The sequence below is a fragment of the Pilimelia terevasa genome, assembly GCF_014647915.1.
Taxonomy (GTDB): Bacteria; Actinomycetota; Actinomycetes; order Mycobacteriales; family Micromonosporaceae; genus Pilimelia; species Pilimelia terevasa.
Window position 1 is genome coordinate 147,743 of the sequence record NZ_BMQC01000002.1, and the last position, 13,708, is coordinate 161,450.

At 75.2% G+C, this 13,708-nt stretch carries 18 protein-coding genes; 10 read left to right on the forward strand and 8 right to left on the reverse strand.

Annotated elements, in window-relative coordinates; all coding sequences use genetic code 11:
- Position 1 precedes the first annotated feature (1 nt).
- The 3 genes from IEY75_RS03625 to hisN all read right to left on the reverse strand — a co-directional run bounded on the left by IEY75_RS03625 (position 2) and on the right by hisN (position 2,759).
- Complete coding sequence (locus IEY75_RS03625) at positions 2-991, reverse strand: SDR family oxidoreductase (protein WP_189112740.1); 990 nt, start codon at positions 989-991, stop codon at positions 2-4.
- 65 nt (positions 992-1,056) lie between these two features.
- Positions 1,057-1,911: a hypothetical protein gene (locus IEY75_RS03630; protein WP_229789358.1), complete on the reverse strand. Its 855-nt coding sequence runs from the start codon at positions 1,909-1,911 to the stop codon at positions 1,057-1,059.
- A gap of 29 nt (positions 1,912-1,940) precedes the next feature.
- Positions 1,941-2,759, reverse strand: coding sequence for a histidinol-phosphatase (gene hisN / locus IEY75_RS03635; protein WP_189112742.1), 819 nt, complete (start codon positions 2,757-2,759; stop codon positions 1,941-1,943).
- Positions 2,760-2,850: 91 nt separating this feature from the next.
- Here hisN and IEY75_RS03640 point away from each other — a divergent pair, with 91 nt between their 5' ends.
- A complete protein-coding gene (locus IEY75_RS03640) occupies positions 2,851-3,387 on the forward strand; it encodes a DUF2087 domain-containing protein (RefSeq protein ID WP_189112743.1) in 537 nt (178 codons plus the stop codon).
- A 6-nt stretch (positions 3,388-3,393) separates the two neighbouring features.
- Here IEY75_RS03640 and aroA read toward each other — a convergent pair whose 3' ends face one another.
- Positions 3,394-4,668, reverse strand: coding sequence for a 3-phosphoshikimate 1-carboxyvinyltransferase (aroA, locus tag IEY75_RS03645; protein WP_189112744.1), 1,275 nt, complete (start codon positions 4,666-4,668; stop codon positions 3,394-3,396).
- 44 nt (positions 4,669-4,712) lie between these two features.
- On the opposite strand from aroA, the gene IEY75_RS03650 reads away from it, so the two are divergent.
- The 5 genes from IEY75_RS03650 (at position 4,713) to rsrA (ending at position 8,318) form a co-directional block, all read left to right on the forward strand.
- The gene (locus tag IEY75_RS03650) at positions 4,713-5,459 is read left to right on the forward strand and encodes an SOS response-associated peptidase (RefSeq protein WP_189112745.1); all 747 of its coding nucleotides are present in this window, start codon (positions 4,713-4,715) and stop codon (positions 5,457-5,459) included.
- 233 nt (positions 5,460-5,692) lie between these two features.
- Positions 5,693-6,073: a WhiB family transcriptional regulator gene (locus tag IEY75_RS03655; protein WP_189112746.1), complete on the forward strand. Its 381-nt coding sequence runs from the start codon at positions 5,693-5,695 to the stop codon at positions 6,071-6,073.
- Between the two features lie 240 nt (positions 6,074-6,313).
- Positions 6,314-6,967, forward strand: coding sequence for an alpha/beta family hydrolase (locus tag IEY75_RS03660; RefSeq protein ID WP_189112747.1), 654 nt, complete (start codon positions 6,314-6,316; stop codon positions 6,965-6,967).
- Positions 6,968-7,106: 139 nt separating this feature from the next.
- Positions 7,107-8,015: a sigma-70 family RNA polymerase sigma factor gene (locus tag IEY75_RS03665; protein WP_373290200.1), complete on the forward strand. Its 909-nt coding sequence runs from the start codon at positions 7,107-7,109 to the stop codon at positions 8,013-8,015.
- Between the two features lie 12 nt (positions 8,016-8,027).
- Positions 8,028-8,318, forward strand: a complete 291-nt coding sequence (gene rsrA / locus IEY75_RS03670) for a mycothiol system anti-sigma-R factor (RefSeq protein ID WP_189112749.1) — start codon at positions 8,028-8,030, stop codon at positions 8,316-8,318.
- Positions 8,319-8,335: 17 nt separating this feature from the next.
- Here the strand turns inward: rsrA and IEY75_RS21450 are convergent, their stop codons facing one another.
- Positions 8,336-8,410, reverse strand: a complete 75-nt coding sequence (locus IEY75_RS21450) for a 50S ribosomal protein bL37 (protein ID WP_373290206.1) — start codon at positions 8,408-8,410, stop codon at positions 8,336-8,338.
- Between the two features lie 187 nt (positions 8,411-8,597).
- On the opposite strand from IEY75_RS21450, the gene IEY75_RS03675 reads away from it, so the two are divergent.
- Entirely contained in the window at positions 8,598-8,813 is a 216-nt protein-coding gene (locus tag IEY75_RS03675; RefSeq protein WP_189112750.1) for a biotin/lipoyl-binding carrier protein, read from the forward strand.
- Between the two features lie 53 nt (positions 8,814-8,866).
- On the opposite strand, the gene IEY75_RS03680 is transcribed toward IEY75_RS03675, so the two are convergent.
- The gene (locus IEY75_RS03680) at positions 8,867-9,424 is read right to left on the reverse strand and encodes a TetR/AcrR family transcriptional regulator (protein ID WP_189112751.1); all 558 of its coding nucleotides are present in this window, start codon (positions 9,422-9,424) and stop codon (positions 8,867-8,869) included.
- 284 nt (positions 9,425-9,708) lie between these two features.
- Here IEY75_RS03680 and IEY75_RS03685 point away from each other — a divergent pair, with 284 nt between their 5' ends.
- Complete coding sequence (locus IEY75_RS03685; RefSeq protein WP_189113018.1) at positions 9,709-11,280, forward strand: MDR family MFS transporter; 1,572 nt, start codon at positions 9,709-9,711, stop codon at positions 11,278-11,280.
- Positions 11,281-11,353: 73 nt separating this feature from the next.
- Here the strand turns inward: IEY75_RS03685 and IEY75_RS03690 are convergent, their stop codons facing one another.
- Complete coding sequence (locus IEY75_RS03690; RefSeq protein WP_189112752.1) at positions 11,354-11,605, reverse strand: WhiB family transcriptional regulator; 252 nt, start codon at positions 11,603-11,605, stop codon at positions 11,354-11,356.
- A gap of 223 nt (positions 11,606-11,828) precedes the next feature.
- Here IEY75_RS03690 and IEY75_RS03695 point away from each other — a divergent pair, with 223 nt between their 5' ends.
- The gene (locus IEY75_RS03695) at positions 11,829-11,972 is read left to right on the forward strand and encodes a hypothetical protein (RefSeq protein WP_189112753.1); all 144 of its coding nucleotides are present in this window, start codon (positions 11,829-11,831) and stop codon (positions 11,970-11,972) included.
- Between the two features lie 215 nt (positions 11,973-12,187).
- On the opposite strand, the gene IEY75_RS03700 is transcribed toward IEY75_RS03695, so the two are convergent.
- A complete protein-coding gene (locus tag IEY75_RS03700) occupies positions 12,188-13,123 on the reverse strand; it encodes a diacylglycerol/lipid kinase family protein (RefSeq protein WP_189112754.1) in 936 nt (311 codons plus the stop codon).
- An 89-nt stretch (positions 13,124-13,212) separates the two neighbouring features.
- Here IEY75_RS03700 and IEY75_RS03705 point away from each other — a divergent pair, with 89 nt between their 5' ends.
- Complete coding sequence (locus IEY75_RS03705) at positions 13,213-13,626, forward strand: hypothetical protein (RefSeq protein ID WP_189112755.1); 414 nt, start codon at positions 13,213-13,215, stop codon at positions 13,624-13,626.
- The last annotated feature ends 82 nt before the right edge of the window (positions 13,627-13,708 follow it).

Below are 13,708 nucleotides of genomic sequence, written 5' to 3' on the forward strand. Positions count from 1 at the left end.
GTCAGTCACCGGTCCGGCCGGCGAGCGCGCGCCGCATGACGACCGCGGCGGTACCGGCGGCCAGGCCGACGGCGGTGGAGGTGCGGAACGCCCGGCGGGCCAGCCCGTGGTGGCCGCCGGGGATGCGGGCGTCGTCGTCGCTCTCGGCGAACAGGTTCCCCGGGCCGACCGGCGCCGGGGCGTGGCGCAGGGCTCCGCGGGCGGCGAGCCGGCCGGCGACCCGTTCGGTCAGGGCGGGCGCCAGCCGGGCCAGGCGGGCGGTCAGCGCTGCCGCGGCCCCGGCGTGGATCTCCCGACGCGGGTGCTTCAGGGCGCGCAGGACGGCCTGCGCCGCGACCGTGGCCGGGTACACGGGCGGCACGGGCCGCGGCGCGCGGCCGGTGTGGTTGGCGGCGTGCCGGAACAGCGGCGTGTCGATGCTGGCCGGCAGCACGGTGCAGACGGCGATGTCGCGCTCGCCGGCCAGCCGCAGCTCCTGGCGGACGCTCGCCGACAGCCCGCGCACGCCGTACTTGGCCGCGGTGTAGGCGCTCTGGTAGGGAGCGGGCACCTCGGCGAGCAGCGAGGCGACGTTGACGACGACGCCGCGGCCGGCCCGGCGCAGGTGCAGCAGCGCGGTGCGCATCCCGTGGGCGACGCCGAGCAGGTTCACGTCGACGATCCGGGCGAACTCGTCGGCGGGCAGTTCGGCGAACCGCCCGTAGCCGGCGACGCCCGCGTTGTTGACCCAGGCGTCGATCCGGCCGAAGTGGGCGGCGGCGGCCTCGCCGAGGGCGGCGACGGCGGCCGGGTCGGTGACGTCGGTGGGTACGACCAGCGCCGGGGACGTCCGGCGGCACTCCTGGGCGACGGTCCGCAGCGCGTCCTCGCGCCGGCCGGCCAGCACCACCCGGGCCCCGCGCCGCGCCAGCAGGATCGCCGTGGCCGCCCCGATGCCGCTGCCGGCACCAGTGACGACCACGACGGGGTCGGTCACCGTCAGTAGCGCCATGTGCCGCGAATACCCACCCGCCCGGGAGCGAAACACCCGCCGCCGGACACCCGCCGGTGGGCGGGTCAGGCGGCGTGCGAGGAGAGCGCGCGGGGCTGCCCGGGCGACTCGGGCACGCTGTGGTGGTGCTGCGGCTCGGCGTACCGGGTCAGCCCGATCACCGAGGCCAGGGTCATCAGGAAGCCGACGGCGGCCAGCCACTCCAGGCCGGGCCGCACCTGGTCGCCGAGCAGCAGCAGGCCCACGATCGCCGCCGGTACCGCCCCCGCGGCGTCCATCGCGGCCACCGCGGCGGTGGTCGAACCGCGCTGCATGGCCAGGCCCAGCAGGAGCTGGCCGACGATCGAGTGGGCGACGAGCAGGTACAGCAGCGGGTCGCGGAACAGCGCCCCGGGGTCGTGCAGGGAGGCCAGCGGCCGGGCCGCGACGGCGGCGGCGGAGAAGGCCAGGCCGGCCAGCGAGCCCAGCGCCACCGACCCCGGCGCGCCCTGGAGCCGGACAGCGAAGCCGGACAGCAGCGCGATGAGGACCAGGACCCCGCCCAGCCACACCACCCCGGTGACCCCGATCGGCAGGGCGGGCGCCGGCTGGGCCGAGGCGACCAGGCCGCCGATGCCCACGAACAGCAGGACCAGCAGGCCCACCTCGGCCCGCGGCAGCCGCCACTTCACCACGACGACGCCCAGCAGGGCGGTCACGCCGAGGCCGGCGGCGACGGCCGCCTGGACGAGGAACAGCGGCAGGTCCCGCCGCGCGAGGAAGGCCAGCAGGAAGCCGACGACCTGGAAGCCGACCCCGAACAGGTACGTCCGGTGGACGGCCAGGCGCAGCAGCAGGCCGGGGTCCAGCGTGTGGTGCACGGTGGTCCGGGCGGCGGCGATGGACTGGAGCAGGTTGGCCACCCCGTACGCGACGATCATCGCGGCGAGGAAGTACCAACCACTCGACATCACGTGGCGAGAATAGTCGCTCGGGGGAGCGGAGCCGGCCGGAGGCGCGTAAGCACCTCGGCGTGCAGGGCGCCGTTGCTGCCGACGGCGCTGCCGCCGCGGGCGCCGGTCTCGCCCTCCAGGTCGGTGAACGTGCCGCCGGCCTCGGTGACGATCGGGATGAGGGCGGCCAGGTCCCACAGCGACAGCTCCGGCTCGACCATGATGTCCAGCGCGCCCTCGGCCAGCAGCATGTACCCGTAGAAGTCCCCGTACGCCCGGGTCCGCCAGCAGTCGCGCATCAGGCCCAGCATCGCCGGCAGCCGCCCCTGCTGCTCCCAGCCGGTCAGCGACGAGTAGCACAGGCTCGCGTCGGCGAGCCGGCCGACGGCGGAGACGCGCAGCGGGGTGGCGCTGGAGGGGTGCCGGCCCGCGTACGCCCCGTGTCCGGTCGCCGCCCACCAGCGCCGGCCCAGGGCCGGCGCCGAGACCATGCCGACCACCGGGCGGTCGTCCTCCAGCAGCGCGATCAGCGTCGCCCACACGGGTACCCCGCGGATGAAGTTCTTCGTCCCGTCGATGGGGTCGACCACCCACCGCCGCCCGCCCGCGCCGCCGGTGCTGCCGAACTCCTCGCCGACCACGGCGTCGCGGGGCCGGCTGCGGGACAGCACGGCCCGGACGGCCTTCTCGACGGCGGTGTCGGCGTCGGAGACCGGCGTGAGGTCCGGCTTGGCGGTCACGTGCAGGTCCAGGGCCTTGAACCGGGCCGTCGACAGGGAGTCCGCGGCGTCGGCGAGGAGGTGGGTGAGGGCCAGGTCGTCGGCGTACCGGTTCATGGCCGAAACCTAACCGATCGGCGCCCCGACGCGCCGGAGCAGGCCCGAAGCGGTGCTGCGCGGCGGGCCGCGCCGCGATAGGTTCGCTGGCGTGAAGGCTGATGCGCTGTGCGGGTTGTTGGCAGAGAGTGACCGCCTGGCCGTCTTCGCCGCGGTCGTGCTGGGCGCCCGGTCGCCCGGCGAGGTGGCGCAGGCCACCGGCCTGCCCGGGCGGACCGTCGTCGTCGCGCTCGGCCGCCTGGAGCAGGGCGGCCTGCTCAGCGTCACCGACGGGGGGCTGCGGGCCGCGGACCACGCCTTCCGCGACGCCGTGCGGGCGGGCGCCGCCGACGGCTCGCCGGCCCCCCTGGACCCGGACCCGGGGCGCGACACGGTCCTGCGCACCTTCCTCAGCGACGGGCGGATCACCCAGCTCCCGGCGGCGCACGCCAAGCGCCGGATCATCCTGGAGCACGTCGCGGTGACCTTCGAGCCGGGCGTCCGCTACCCCGAGCGCGCCGTCGACGCCCTGCTGCGCGTCTTCCACGACGACTACGCCACCCTGCGCCGCAGCCTCATCGACGAGGGCCTGCTCACCCGCGACCAGGGCGTGTACTGGCGCACCGGCGGCCCGGTCGAGGTGGAGTGAGGCCGGTCAGCCGACCAGCGCCGACCACAGGCCGGGGAAGTCCGGCAGCGTCTTGCGGGTACAGCCCACGTCGTCCACGCCGACGCCGTCCACCGCGAGCCCCAGCACCGCCGCGGCGTGCGCCATCCGGTGGTCGCCGAACGTGGCGAGAACCCCGCCGCGTAGCCGGCCCGGGGTGATCCGCAGCCCGTCGTCGGTCTCGGTGACCGCCGCGCCGCGGTCGCCGAGCTGCCCGGCGAGGGCCGCCAGCCGGTCGGTCTCGTGGCCGCGGATGTGGGCGACGCCGCGCAGCCGCGACGGCCGGTCGGCGAGCGTCGCCAGGGCGGCCACGACCGGGGTCAGCTCGCTGACGGCGCGCAGGTCCAGGTCCGCGCCGGTGACGGTCCCGGTGCCGCTGACGGTGAGCCCGGCACCGGTGACCTCGACGGCACCGCCCAGCAGCGTGAACAGCTCCGCCACCTCGGCGACCGGCTGGACACTGTCGCGGGGCCAGTGCGCGAGGGTGACCCGCCCGCCGGTGACCAGCGCGGCGGCGAGGAACGGCGCGGCCCCGGCGAGGTCCGGCTCGACGGTCCACCGCCGCCCGGCCGGGCGGCCGGGCGCGACGACCCAGACGTCCGGCGCCGCCGTGTCGACGGCGACGCCCGCCGCGCGCAGCATCCGCACTGTCATCCGCAGGTGCGGCGCGCTGGGCACCGGCGGCCCGGCGTGCCGCACGGTCAGCCCGCCCGCGTAGGCGGCGCCGGCCAGCAGCAGCCCCGAGACGAACTGGCTGGACGCCGAGGCGTCGATGGTGACCGTGCCGCTGGCCACCCCGCCGCGGCCGTGCACGGTGGCGGGCAGCCGGCCGTCGGCGGCGGTGACCGCGACGCCGAGCTGCCGCAGGCCGTCCAGCAGCGGGCCGAGCGGGCGCCGCCGGGCGGCGGCGTCGCCGTCGAAGAGGACCGGGCCGTCGGCAAGCGCGGCCACCGGCGGCAGGAAACGCATCACGGTACCGGCGAGCCCGACGTCGACGGCCGCGGGCGCCCGCGGCGCCGCCGGCCGCACCGTCCAGGCGGCCGCGTCGGTGTCCACGCCGGTACCGAGCGCCCGCAGCCCGTCCGCCATCAGCGCGGTGTCCCGGGCGACCAGCGGCCCCTCCAGGGTGGACACCCCGGTGCCCAGGGCGCCGAGCACCAGGGCGCGGGCGGTCATGGACTTGGACCCGGGCAGGCGTACGTCCCCCCGGACGGGGCCGGCGGCGCGCGGGGCGGACCAGGGCTGCGCTGGCGTGCTGCTCATGCCGCCATCCTCCCGGACACGGCCGGGCGGGTTAGGTTGGGGGAGTGTGTGGGCGGTATGCGACCGTGCGGGGCGCGGGTGACCTGAGCGCGTTCTTCGACGCGGCGGACGAGACCGACGGGCTGCTGGCGCCCGACTACAACGTCGCTCCCACGGACCCGGTCCCCGTGGTCCGGCTGACCACCCGCCCCCCGGGCGCCCCGCGGGCCGCCGCCGGTACCGGCGGCGCAGCCCCCGCCGGTCCGCCGCGGCGGGTGCTGTCGCTGGTGCGCTGGGGACTCGTCCCGCACTGGGCGAAGGACCCGCGGGCCGGCGCCCGGATGATCAACGCCCGGTCCGAGGGGGTCGCCACGTCGGCCACCTACCGCCGGTACTTCGGCACGCACCGCTGCCTGGTCCCGGCCGAGGGGTGGTTCGAGTGGAAGGGCCGCGGCCGCCCGTACTTCATGACCGGCGGTGCCGGTGGGCCGCTGGTGTTCGCGGGCCTGTGGGCGGCGCACCCGGCGGTACCCGGCGGGTTGACGTGCACGATCCTGACCACGGCGGCGGTCGGGCCGCTGGCCGGGGTGCACGACCGGATGCCCCTGCTGCTGCCGCGCGACCGGTGGGCGGACTGGCTCGCCGGGCCGGCCTCGCCCGCGCTGCTCGCGCCGCCGCCGCCGGAGTCGGTGGCCGCGCTGGAGATCCGGCCGGTGGGGCCGGCGGTCGGGGACGTCCGCAACGACGGTCCCGACCTGGTGGCGCGGGTGTCCGCGCCGGCCGCCGGGGAGCCTCCCGCGACCCTGTTCTGAGCCCCGCCCGCGACCGCGCCGGCCGCCCCGGCCGATCCTCCGAGGACGGCAGCGCAGCGGGGTGGCGACAGTACTGAGCGTGGCCTTGTGCATCATGGACAGTCGTCAATGATGGCTGATCTGTCGTGTTGTTGTCAGATGACTGGCAGAAACCTGATTGAACACTTGTGCGTGCTCCGCCAGTGCGATACAAACCGCGCGGTTGACAGCGAAAGCACGGGGCAGGTGAACGCATGACACGGGCACGGCCACCACGGCCGCAGGAGATCGACGCGGCGCGGACAGACCCACGGCTACGCCGGGCGGTGGTGGATCGGCGCGCCGATCCCGCCTGGCGGGCGAACGGGGCGTGCCGCCGCGCGGACCCGGACCTCTTTTTCCCGGCGCCCCACGAACCGGCGCTGGCGGCGCTCGCGGTCTGCCGCGGCTGCCCCGTGCAGGGCTCGTGCCTGGCGTGGGCGCTGGACGTCGGCGACTGCCACGGCGTGTGGGGCGGCACCACCCCGAAGGAGCGCCGGGCGATGGGCGTGGTCTGGCCGCGCCAGCCGTCGGCGTGCGGCGGCCCGCCCCTGCGGGACCTCCCGCTGACCCTGGCCGCCAGCGCCGCGCGGTAGCCGCCGGGGACGGTCGGCAGCCGCCCGACGCGGTTCAGCGGTGGGTCGCGCGGCGGTGGATCGCCGCCGTGGGCCGCGCCGCCGTGGGCCGCGCCGCGGTCCGCCGCGCGGGAGCGCCCGCGCGGTCCCGGCCGCAGGATGGCGTACGGCCCGACCGGGATGCCGGCCTGCGGCCCGAGCGCCTGGCGTGGCGCAGCGCTTCCCGGCCGGTGCGGCGGTCGCGCGCGCCACAATGACCCGGTGGATACCGTCGCGCGGCACGAGCTGGCCACCCCGCGGGGGACGGCCTGGGTGGACCTCACCGCGCCGGCCGGCCCGGCCCGGTGCCTGCTGGTACTCGGGCACGGGGCCGGCGGCGGCGTGGCCGCCCCCGACCTGCGGGCGGTGACCGCCGCCGCGGCGGCGGCCGGCGCGGCGGTCGCGCGGGTCACCCAGCCGTACCGGGTCGCGGGCCGCCGCGCGCCCGCTCCGGCGGGCCAGTTGGACGAGGCGTGGATCGCCGCCCTCGCCGCCCTCCCCGGCCTGCTCGACCCGGCCGCCGGCGCGGGCGGCGCGCCGCCCGCGCCGCCGCTGGTGGTCGGCGGGCGGTCCAGCGGCGCCCGGGTCGCCTGCCGGACGGCCGCCGCGGTCGGCGCGGCGGGCGTGGTGGCGCTGGCCTTCCCGCTGCACCCTCCCGGCCGTCCGGAGCGGTCCAGGCTGGACGAGCTGGCCGCGGTGGCCGTACCGGCCCTGGTGGTCAACGGCGACCGGGACCCGTTCGGGGTGCCGCCGCCGCTGCCGGGGGTCGCCCGCGTGATCCGCCCGGGCGAGCGGCACGACCTGCGGGGCGACCCGCCCGCGGTCGGCGCCTGCGTGACGGCCTGGCTGCGCGGCAACGGGTGGCTCCCGCACTGACGGAGGCACCGCGGGACCAGGGACACCGCGGGACCAGGGACACCGCGGGACCAGGGACACCGCGGGACCGGCAGCACCGCGTGCCGGGGCACCCGGGGGACGGTTCCCCGCGGGACGGTTCCCCGCGCCGTGGAGCGGAATGGGCCGGCGGGCTGTGCGGTTGTACCCACCGGACGCCGGCGCCGGTGTCCGGGAGGAGCCCGCCGTGCGTACCCCGACCCCACCGACGACCGCGCCGACGAGCCGGCCCGCTCCCGCACCGCGCGCGACGAACGGCTGCGCCGCCGCCCGGTGCGACCGGACCGCCCCGGCCCACCGCGGCCTACCCGCCGCGCGGCGGCGGGCCGTAAACTCCGGGCAGGGCCGCGCCGTATCCTCAGCGGGGCAGCCGAGAGGGGACGTGCGGGTGAGCGGACCCGAGAGCAGCACACCGGGCGGTACGAGCGGGCGGCGCGCACGCACCGAGACCCAGCGCGCCCGCTTCGAGCACGACGCCCTGCCCTTCGTCGACCAGCTCTACGGCGCCGCCCTGCGGATGACGCGCAACCCGGCCGACGCCGAGGACCTCGTCCAGGAGACCTTCCTGAAGGCGTACGCCGCCTTCCACCAGTTCGAGCAGGGCACGAACCTCAAGGCGTGGCTGTACCGCATCCTCACCAACACCTTCATCAACTCCTACCGGAAGCGGCAGCGCCAGCCCGTCCAGGCGCCCACCGAGGAGATCAGCGACTGGGTGCTGGCCGAGGCCGAGTCGCACACCTCCTCGGGCCTGAAGTCGGCCGAGACCGAGGCGCTGGAGCGGCTGCCCGACAGCGACGTCAAGACGGCGCTGCAGGCGCTGCCGGAGGAGTTCCGCCTGGCGGTGTACCTGGCGGACGTGGAGGGCTTCTCGTACAAGGAGATCGCGGACATCATGGGCACCCCCATCGGTACCGTCATGTCCCGGCTGCACCGCGGGCGGCGCAACCTGCGGCGCCAGTTGGAGAGCTACGCGGCCGAGCGCGGCATCACCCGCAACCCGTCCGTCGACCCCGCACCGGCGCGGTAGGAGGTGGGCAGGGTGAGTGACGGCGACGATCACGGGGACGGCTGCCGCGAGGTGATCGGGGAGGTCTACCTCTACCTCGACCTGGAGTGCGCGGAGGCCCGCCGGGACCTCATCCGCCGGCACCTCGACGAGTGCTCGCCGTGCCTGCGCGAGTACGGCATCGAGCAGGAGGTCCGCGCGCTGGTGGCCCGCTGCTGCGGCGGCGAGCGCGCCCCGGACGAGCTGCGCGAGCGCCTCCGGGTGAAGATCCGGGAGCTGGTCGTCGACGTCGAGATCGACTCCCGCGGGCCGCTCGGGGAGTAGCCCGCGGGAGTGACGCCTCAGGCGTTGGGGCGCTTGCCGTGGTTCGCGGCGCTCTTCTTGCGCGCCCGCTTGCGACGAGCTTTCTTCGCCATCGCCGATCTCCCTTCGCACGTGGTGCAACGCCTGCCATCGTAGGCGCCCGGCCGAGGGCGCCGCGGCGCAGCCCACCCGCCCGGCGCCGCCGCATCGGCGCGTGCGGGGCCGCATGATTGGATACCGTCACAGTGCCGGCGGCGGATACGCCGCGTCGGCGTGTGCGGACGAGAGGGAGTTGCGACCGTGGCCGAGGAAATCCGTGCCGAGATGGTGGCCAACGTGTGGAAGGTCGTCGTCTCTGCGGGCGACGAGGTCGCCGAGGGGGACACCCTCGTGATCCTGGAGTCGATGAAGATGGAGATCCCCGTCGTCGCCGAGTCCGACGGCACGGTCGGCCAGCTCGCCGTCAACGAGGGCGACGTCGTCCAGGAGGGCGACCTGATCGCCACCATCGAGTAGCGCCGCACCGCCGCGGGCCGCCGCGCCCGCCGGTCGACCCGCGGGCGCGGCCCTCAGGTCCGGTCCAGCAGTTCGTCACCCACCGTCAGGGCCACCTGGAGCCGCTGCTCGTCGGTGAGCGCGTCCTGGGCGAGCCAGAACTCCACGGCGTGGGTCGCGGCGAACGCCAGCCCGGTGCGCATGTGGTCCGCGGGCGTGGCGTCGGGCCCGCAGACGGTCAGGACCAGTTCGCGCATCCGCTCCTTGAGCTGCGCCGCGGTGGGGCTGGAGCGCAGCGCCGGCTGGTTGCGCTCGAAGAACTGCGCCAGCCGCCGCGCGGCGGGCAGGCGCTGGCTGTCCGCGTACCGCCGCAGGACCTGCTTGCGCAGCGCCGGGGACGGCGGGTGCGCCTGCGCCCAGGCGATCAGCTCGCCGATGGCGCTCAACCGGTCGGCGAGCACGCTGTCGACGATTTCGTCCTTGCTCCGGAAGTGGTAGTACAGGGCCGCCTTGGTGACGCCGAGCCGTTCGGCGATCTCCCGCAGGGAGGTCTGCTCGTAGCCCTGGGCGGCGAAGAGGTCGAGGGCGACGTCCCGGATCCGGGTACGCGTGTCGCCTGTGCGCTCAGTCACGGCCGCTCCTCTGTAACCGACTTGACCCCGTGGCGGAGGAAGCCTAGCGTCGGTCTCCAGACTACTTACCGGCCGGCAAGTAAACCCACTGCTCCACTGCCCCGCTCCCCGGCACGCCTCTCCGGCACCGCCGCCGCGGGCAGACGTGTGTGCCCGCCCCGGACGGGCATCCAGGGTCGGCCAGCCGGGACCATGCTGAGAAGGGTCGCCCATCCGTGTCTGCCAGTACCGCGCCGTCCGCCGACGGCGACAGGATCAACCTCCGGGTCGTGCTGCCCGGGCTCATGCTCGCCATGCTGCTGGCGATGCTCGACAACATGATCGTGACCCCGGCCCTGCCCCGCATCCTGGGGGAGCTGGGCGGCGTCTCCCACCTGTCCTGGGTGGTCACCGCCTACATCCTCGGCACCACGGTCTCGACCCCCATCTGGGGCAAGCTCGGCGACCTCTACGGGCGTAAGACGATCTTCCTGACGTCGATTGTGATCTTCCTCGTGGGCTCCGCGCTGTGCGGCGTCGCCGGCACCTCCGTGCTCGGCGGCACCGACAACGGGATGATCGAGCTGATCGCCTTCCGGGCCATCCAGGGCCTGGGTGCCGGCGGACTGCTCGTGGGCGTCATGGCGATCCTCGGCGACCTCGTCTCGCCCCGCGAGCGCGGCAAGTACCAGGGCCAGTTCGCCGGCATCATGGCCGTGGCGATGGTCGGCGGCCCGCTCGTCGGCGGCCTGATCACCGACCACCTGTCGTGGCGCTGGGCGTTCTACGTCAACATCCCGCTCGGCGGCATGGTCCTGGTGCTGCTGGCGGCCGTCCTGCACCTGCCCAAGCGGCGCACCGAGCACCGGATCGACTGGTTCGGCGCGGCCCTGCTGTCGGTCGCCGTGACGTCGCTGGTGCTGATCACCACGTGGGGCGGGACGGAGTACGCCTGGGCGTCCAGGCAGATCCTGGGCCTGGTGCTGCTGGCCGCGGTCACGCTCGCGCTGTTCGTCGTCGTGGAGCGCCGGGCCGCCGAGCCGATCCTGCCCCTGCGGGTGCTGGCCAACCGCAACTTCGCGCTGATCACGGGCGTCGGCTTCCTGCTCGGCTTCGCCATGTTCGGGGCGCTGAGCTTCCTGCCGCTGTACCAGCAGACGGTCCAGGGGGCCTCGGCGACCAACAGCGGCCTGCTGCTCCTGCCGATCATGGTGGGGGCGATGGTCACGTCCCTGGTGGTGGGCAAGGCGATCACCCGCACCGGCCGGTACCGGATCTTCCCGATCGTCGGTGGATTCCTGATGATCGCCGCGGCCCTGCTGCTGGCCCAGCTCGGCGTCGACACCACCCGGACGGTGTCCGCGCTGTACATGGTGGTCCTGGGCGTCGGGCTCGGCTGTCTGATGCAGACCACGATGCTGATCGCGCAGAACAGCGCCGACCAGCGGGACCTCGGCGTGGCCAGCAGTACGGCGACGTTCTTCCGGTCGATCGGCGGCTCGTTCGGCGTGGCGCTGTTCGGCGCGGTGTTCTCCCACCGGCTTGCCGACGGGCTGGCGGCGCGGCTCGGCCCCGACGCCCCGGTGCTGGGCGACGGTGCGGGCGCCTCGTTCGACCCGGCCAAGCTGGACCTGCTGCCGCCCCCGGTGCGCGAGGCGCTGTTCGGCGCGATCGCGGACGCCACCTCGCGGGTGTTCTGGTGGTCGGTACCGTTCGCGCTGGCGGTGCCGCTGCTGGCCTGGTTCGTCCGGGAGGTGCCGCTGCGCGGCCCCGGGGACGCGCCCGGCGCCACGGGGGAGACCCTGGCCGACGCCACCGCGTCCCCGTCGCACGCCGCCGAGGCGGCCAGCGCGCCCGCCCCGGCCCGGCCCGCGTAGGGCGCGGCGGCCTGCACACGGAAGAAGCCCCCGGCGGTGAGGGCCGGGGGCTTCTTCCGTGTGTGCGGTGGGGTCAGGCGGAGGCGGTGACGCGGATTCCGCCGCGCCGCTTGAGGGCGCGGCGCTCCTCCTCGCTCATGCCGCCCCACACGCCGGCATCCTGACCGCTGTCCAGCGCCCAGGTGAGGCACTGGTCGGTCACAGAGCAGCGACGGCAGACCGTTTTGGCCTGGTCGACCTGGAGAAGGGCCGGACCGGACGTCCCGATCGGGAAGAACAGCTCGGGGTCTTCGTCGCGGCACAGGGCACGGTGGCGCCAGTCCATGGCGGCAACACTCCTTGGATCGTGGATCAGTGGTGGTGGACCGTGGTCCATCGGTGGCGGTGGAGCGGGGTCGATCGGTGGCGGTGACGCGTGGTCGTGCAATGGCGGTGAGGTCGATCAGCGTGGTGAATGTGGTGGTGCTTTTCGTATGCGTCCGCGCGGGCGTCGCGCACAGGTCGGTGACCGGTTGCGCGACAGCGCGTGAGCAAGATTGTGGAAGCGGATGAAGATCGTGTTCGTCGGCGCGCGTCAGGTGGTTACCCGCGTCGGCGCAGTCGGAACGGCGCTCCTATCCGGTTCGCTTGTGAATGCTTTCACGAACTCCCCGGATGTCAAGGGGATGCTCGGAAAAAAATACGGTCGGTGAGCCAACTCACCGGTGTTATGTCCTATTTGCTGGCAGATCAGGAGGTGTCCGCTGCAACAGCCAGTAACAAGGCTAGTACCGTTCGTGCGGGCCTCGTGACATTTCCGTTGCGTGTCGTGCGCATGTCGCCCGGGTGACGCTGGCGACACGGCGCGCATCCGCCTATTCCGACCCGCCGGCGCCGACCGCCAGGGCGGTTGAGCGTGGTCAATCTCTCAGCAGATTACGCGCAACGCCTCCGGCACGCTGAGAAATCGCACCTTCTGGCGTTCCCCGAGGTAGTCCCCGTCTAGATGGAACGGTTCCGGCCGGTGCGAGGTAACGGCGAACTCCGATAGGTCATGCCGGCGGAGCACGTGCGAGCCCCGGGCCGGGCCGTGCAGCATCCGCAGGGTGGCCAGCGCGGAGCCCGGCGAGCGCAGGCTGCGGAACGCCAGCACGTCGAGGCCCTTGTCGAAGGACGCTTCGGGATTGGGGTCGACGGCGTGCTCGCCCAGGTACGTCCACGGCGCGCTGTTCTGCACGATCGCCGTGGTCAGCCCGGTGTCGGCCTCCTCGCCCGGCCGCTCCAGCGCGAGCGCGGGCTCCCCCCGCGCCCCGACCAGGTACTGCCACACGGCCGTCCGCAGGTACCGGCCCGGCGTGGCGGTGCGGCCGCGCAGCCGGGCGCGCTCCACCTCGCGGATGACCGCGGCGTCCAGCCCCAGGCCGGCGCAGAAGGTGAAGTACCGGTCGTCGGCCAGCCCCAGCCCCACCGTCCGCGTACTGCCCAGCCGCAGCGCCTCCAGGATGGCGCCGGTGCCCTCCATCGGCTCCCGGGGGAGCCCGAGCGCCCGGGCGAAGACGTTCGTCGAGCCGCCCGGTACCACCGCCAGGGCGGGGCGGCTGTCGGCGTCGCCGCCGCGGCGACCCGGGGCCGCATCGGCCATCAGCCCGTTGACGATCTCGTTGACGGTGCCGTCGCCGCCGAGGGCGACCACGATGTCGACCCCCTCGGCCGCGCCCTGCCGGGCCAGCTCGCCCCCGTGCCCGCGGCGCCGGGTGGTCTCCACGGTCAGGTCCACCTCGCTGCGCAGCGCCCGCAGGAGCACGTCCCGGCTGCGCTCGGTGGTGGTGGTGGCCTTGGGGTTGACCACGAGTAGGGCCCGCATGGTCACCGACTGTACCCACACACGGTGTGCGATATGGTGCGGCGTCGCGGCGCGGGGAGTCCCGCCGCGCCGACCCGGAGGAGGCACCCATGGCCGGCCCGCCGCCGGACCCGGCCCCCGCCGGCCGGCCCACCACGCTGACGTGGGCGACCTGGTTGCTGTACGGCGAGGCCGCGGCCGTCACCGCGGTCGCCGGCTGGCTGCTCTACGCCGACCTGGCCGAGGCCGCCGCCAGCCTGCTCGGCGCGCTGCTGGTGACCGGGTTCGCCCTGGCCGCGGCGGCGCTGCTGTGGTTCGTGGCGCGCGCCCTGGCGGACCGGCGCGGCGGCGTGCGGGGGGTAGCGGTCGTGGCCCAGCTCATGTTCCTGTCCACCGGGTACTACATGGTGACCGGCGGCCTGCGGGTCGTCGGGGGGGTCGTCCTGACCTATGCGGGGGTGGCGGCGGTCCTGCTCTGCCTGCCCCGGACGACCCGGGCGCTGGGGCTCGAACGGCAGCGGTAGGCGCACCCGACCGGGCGATCCGGTATGTGCCAAAAGCGATATTCGCGGCGTGACCCACTGTGCGCGGAACATGAGCGGTTCT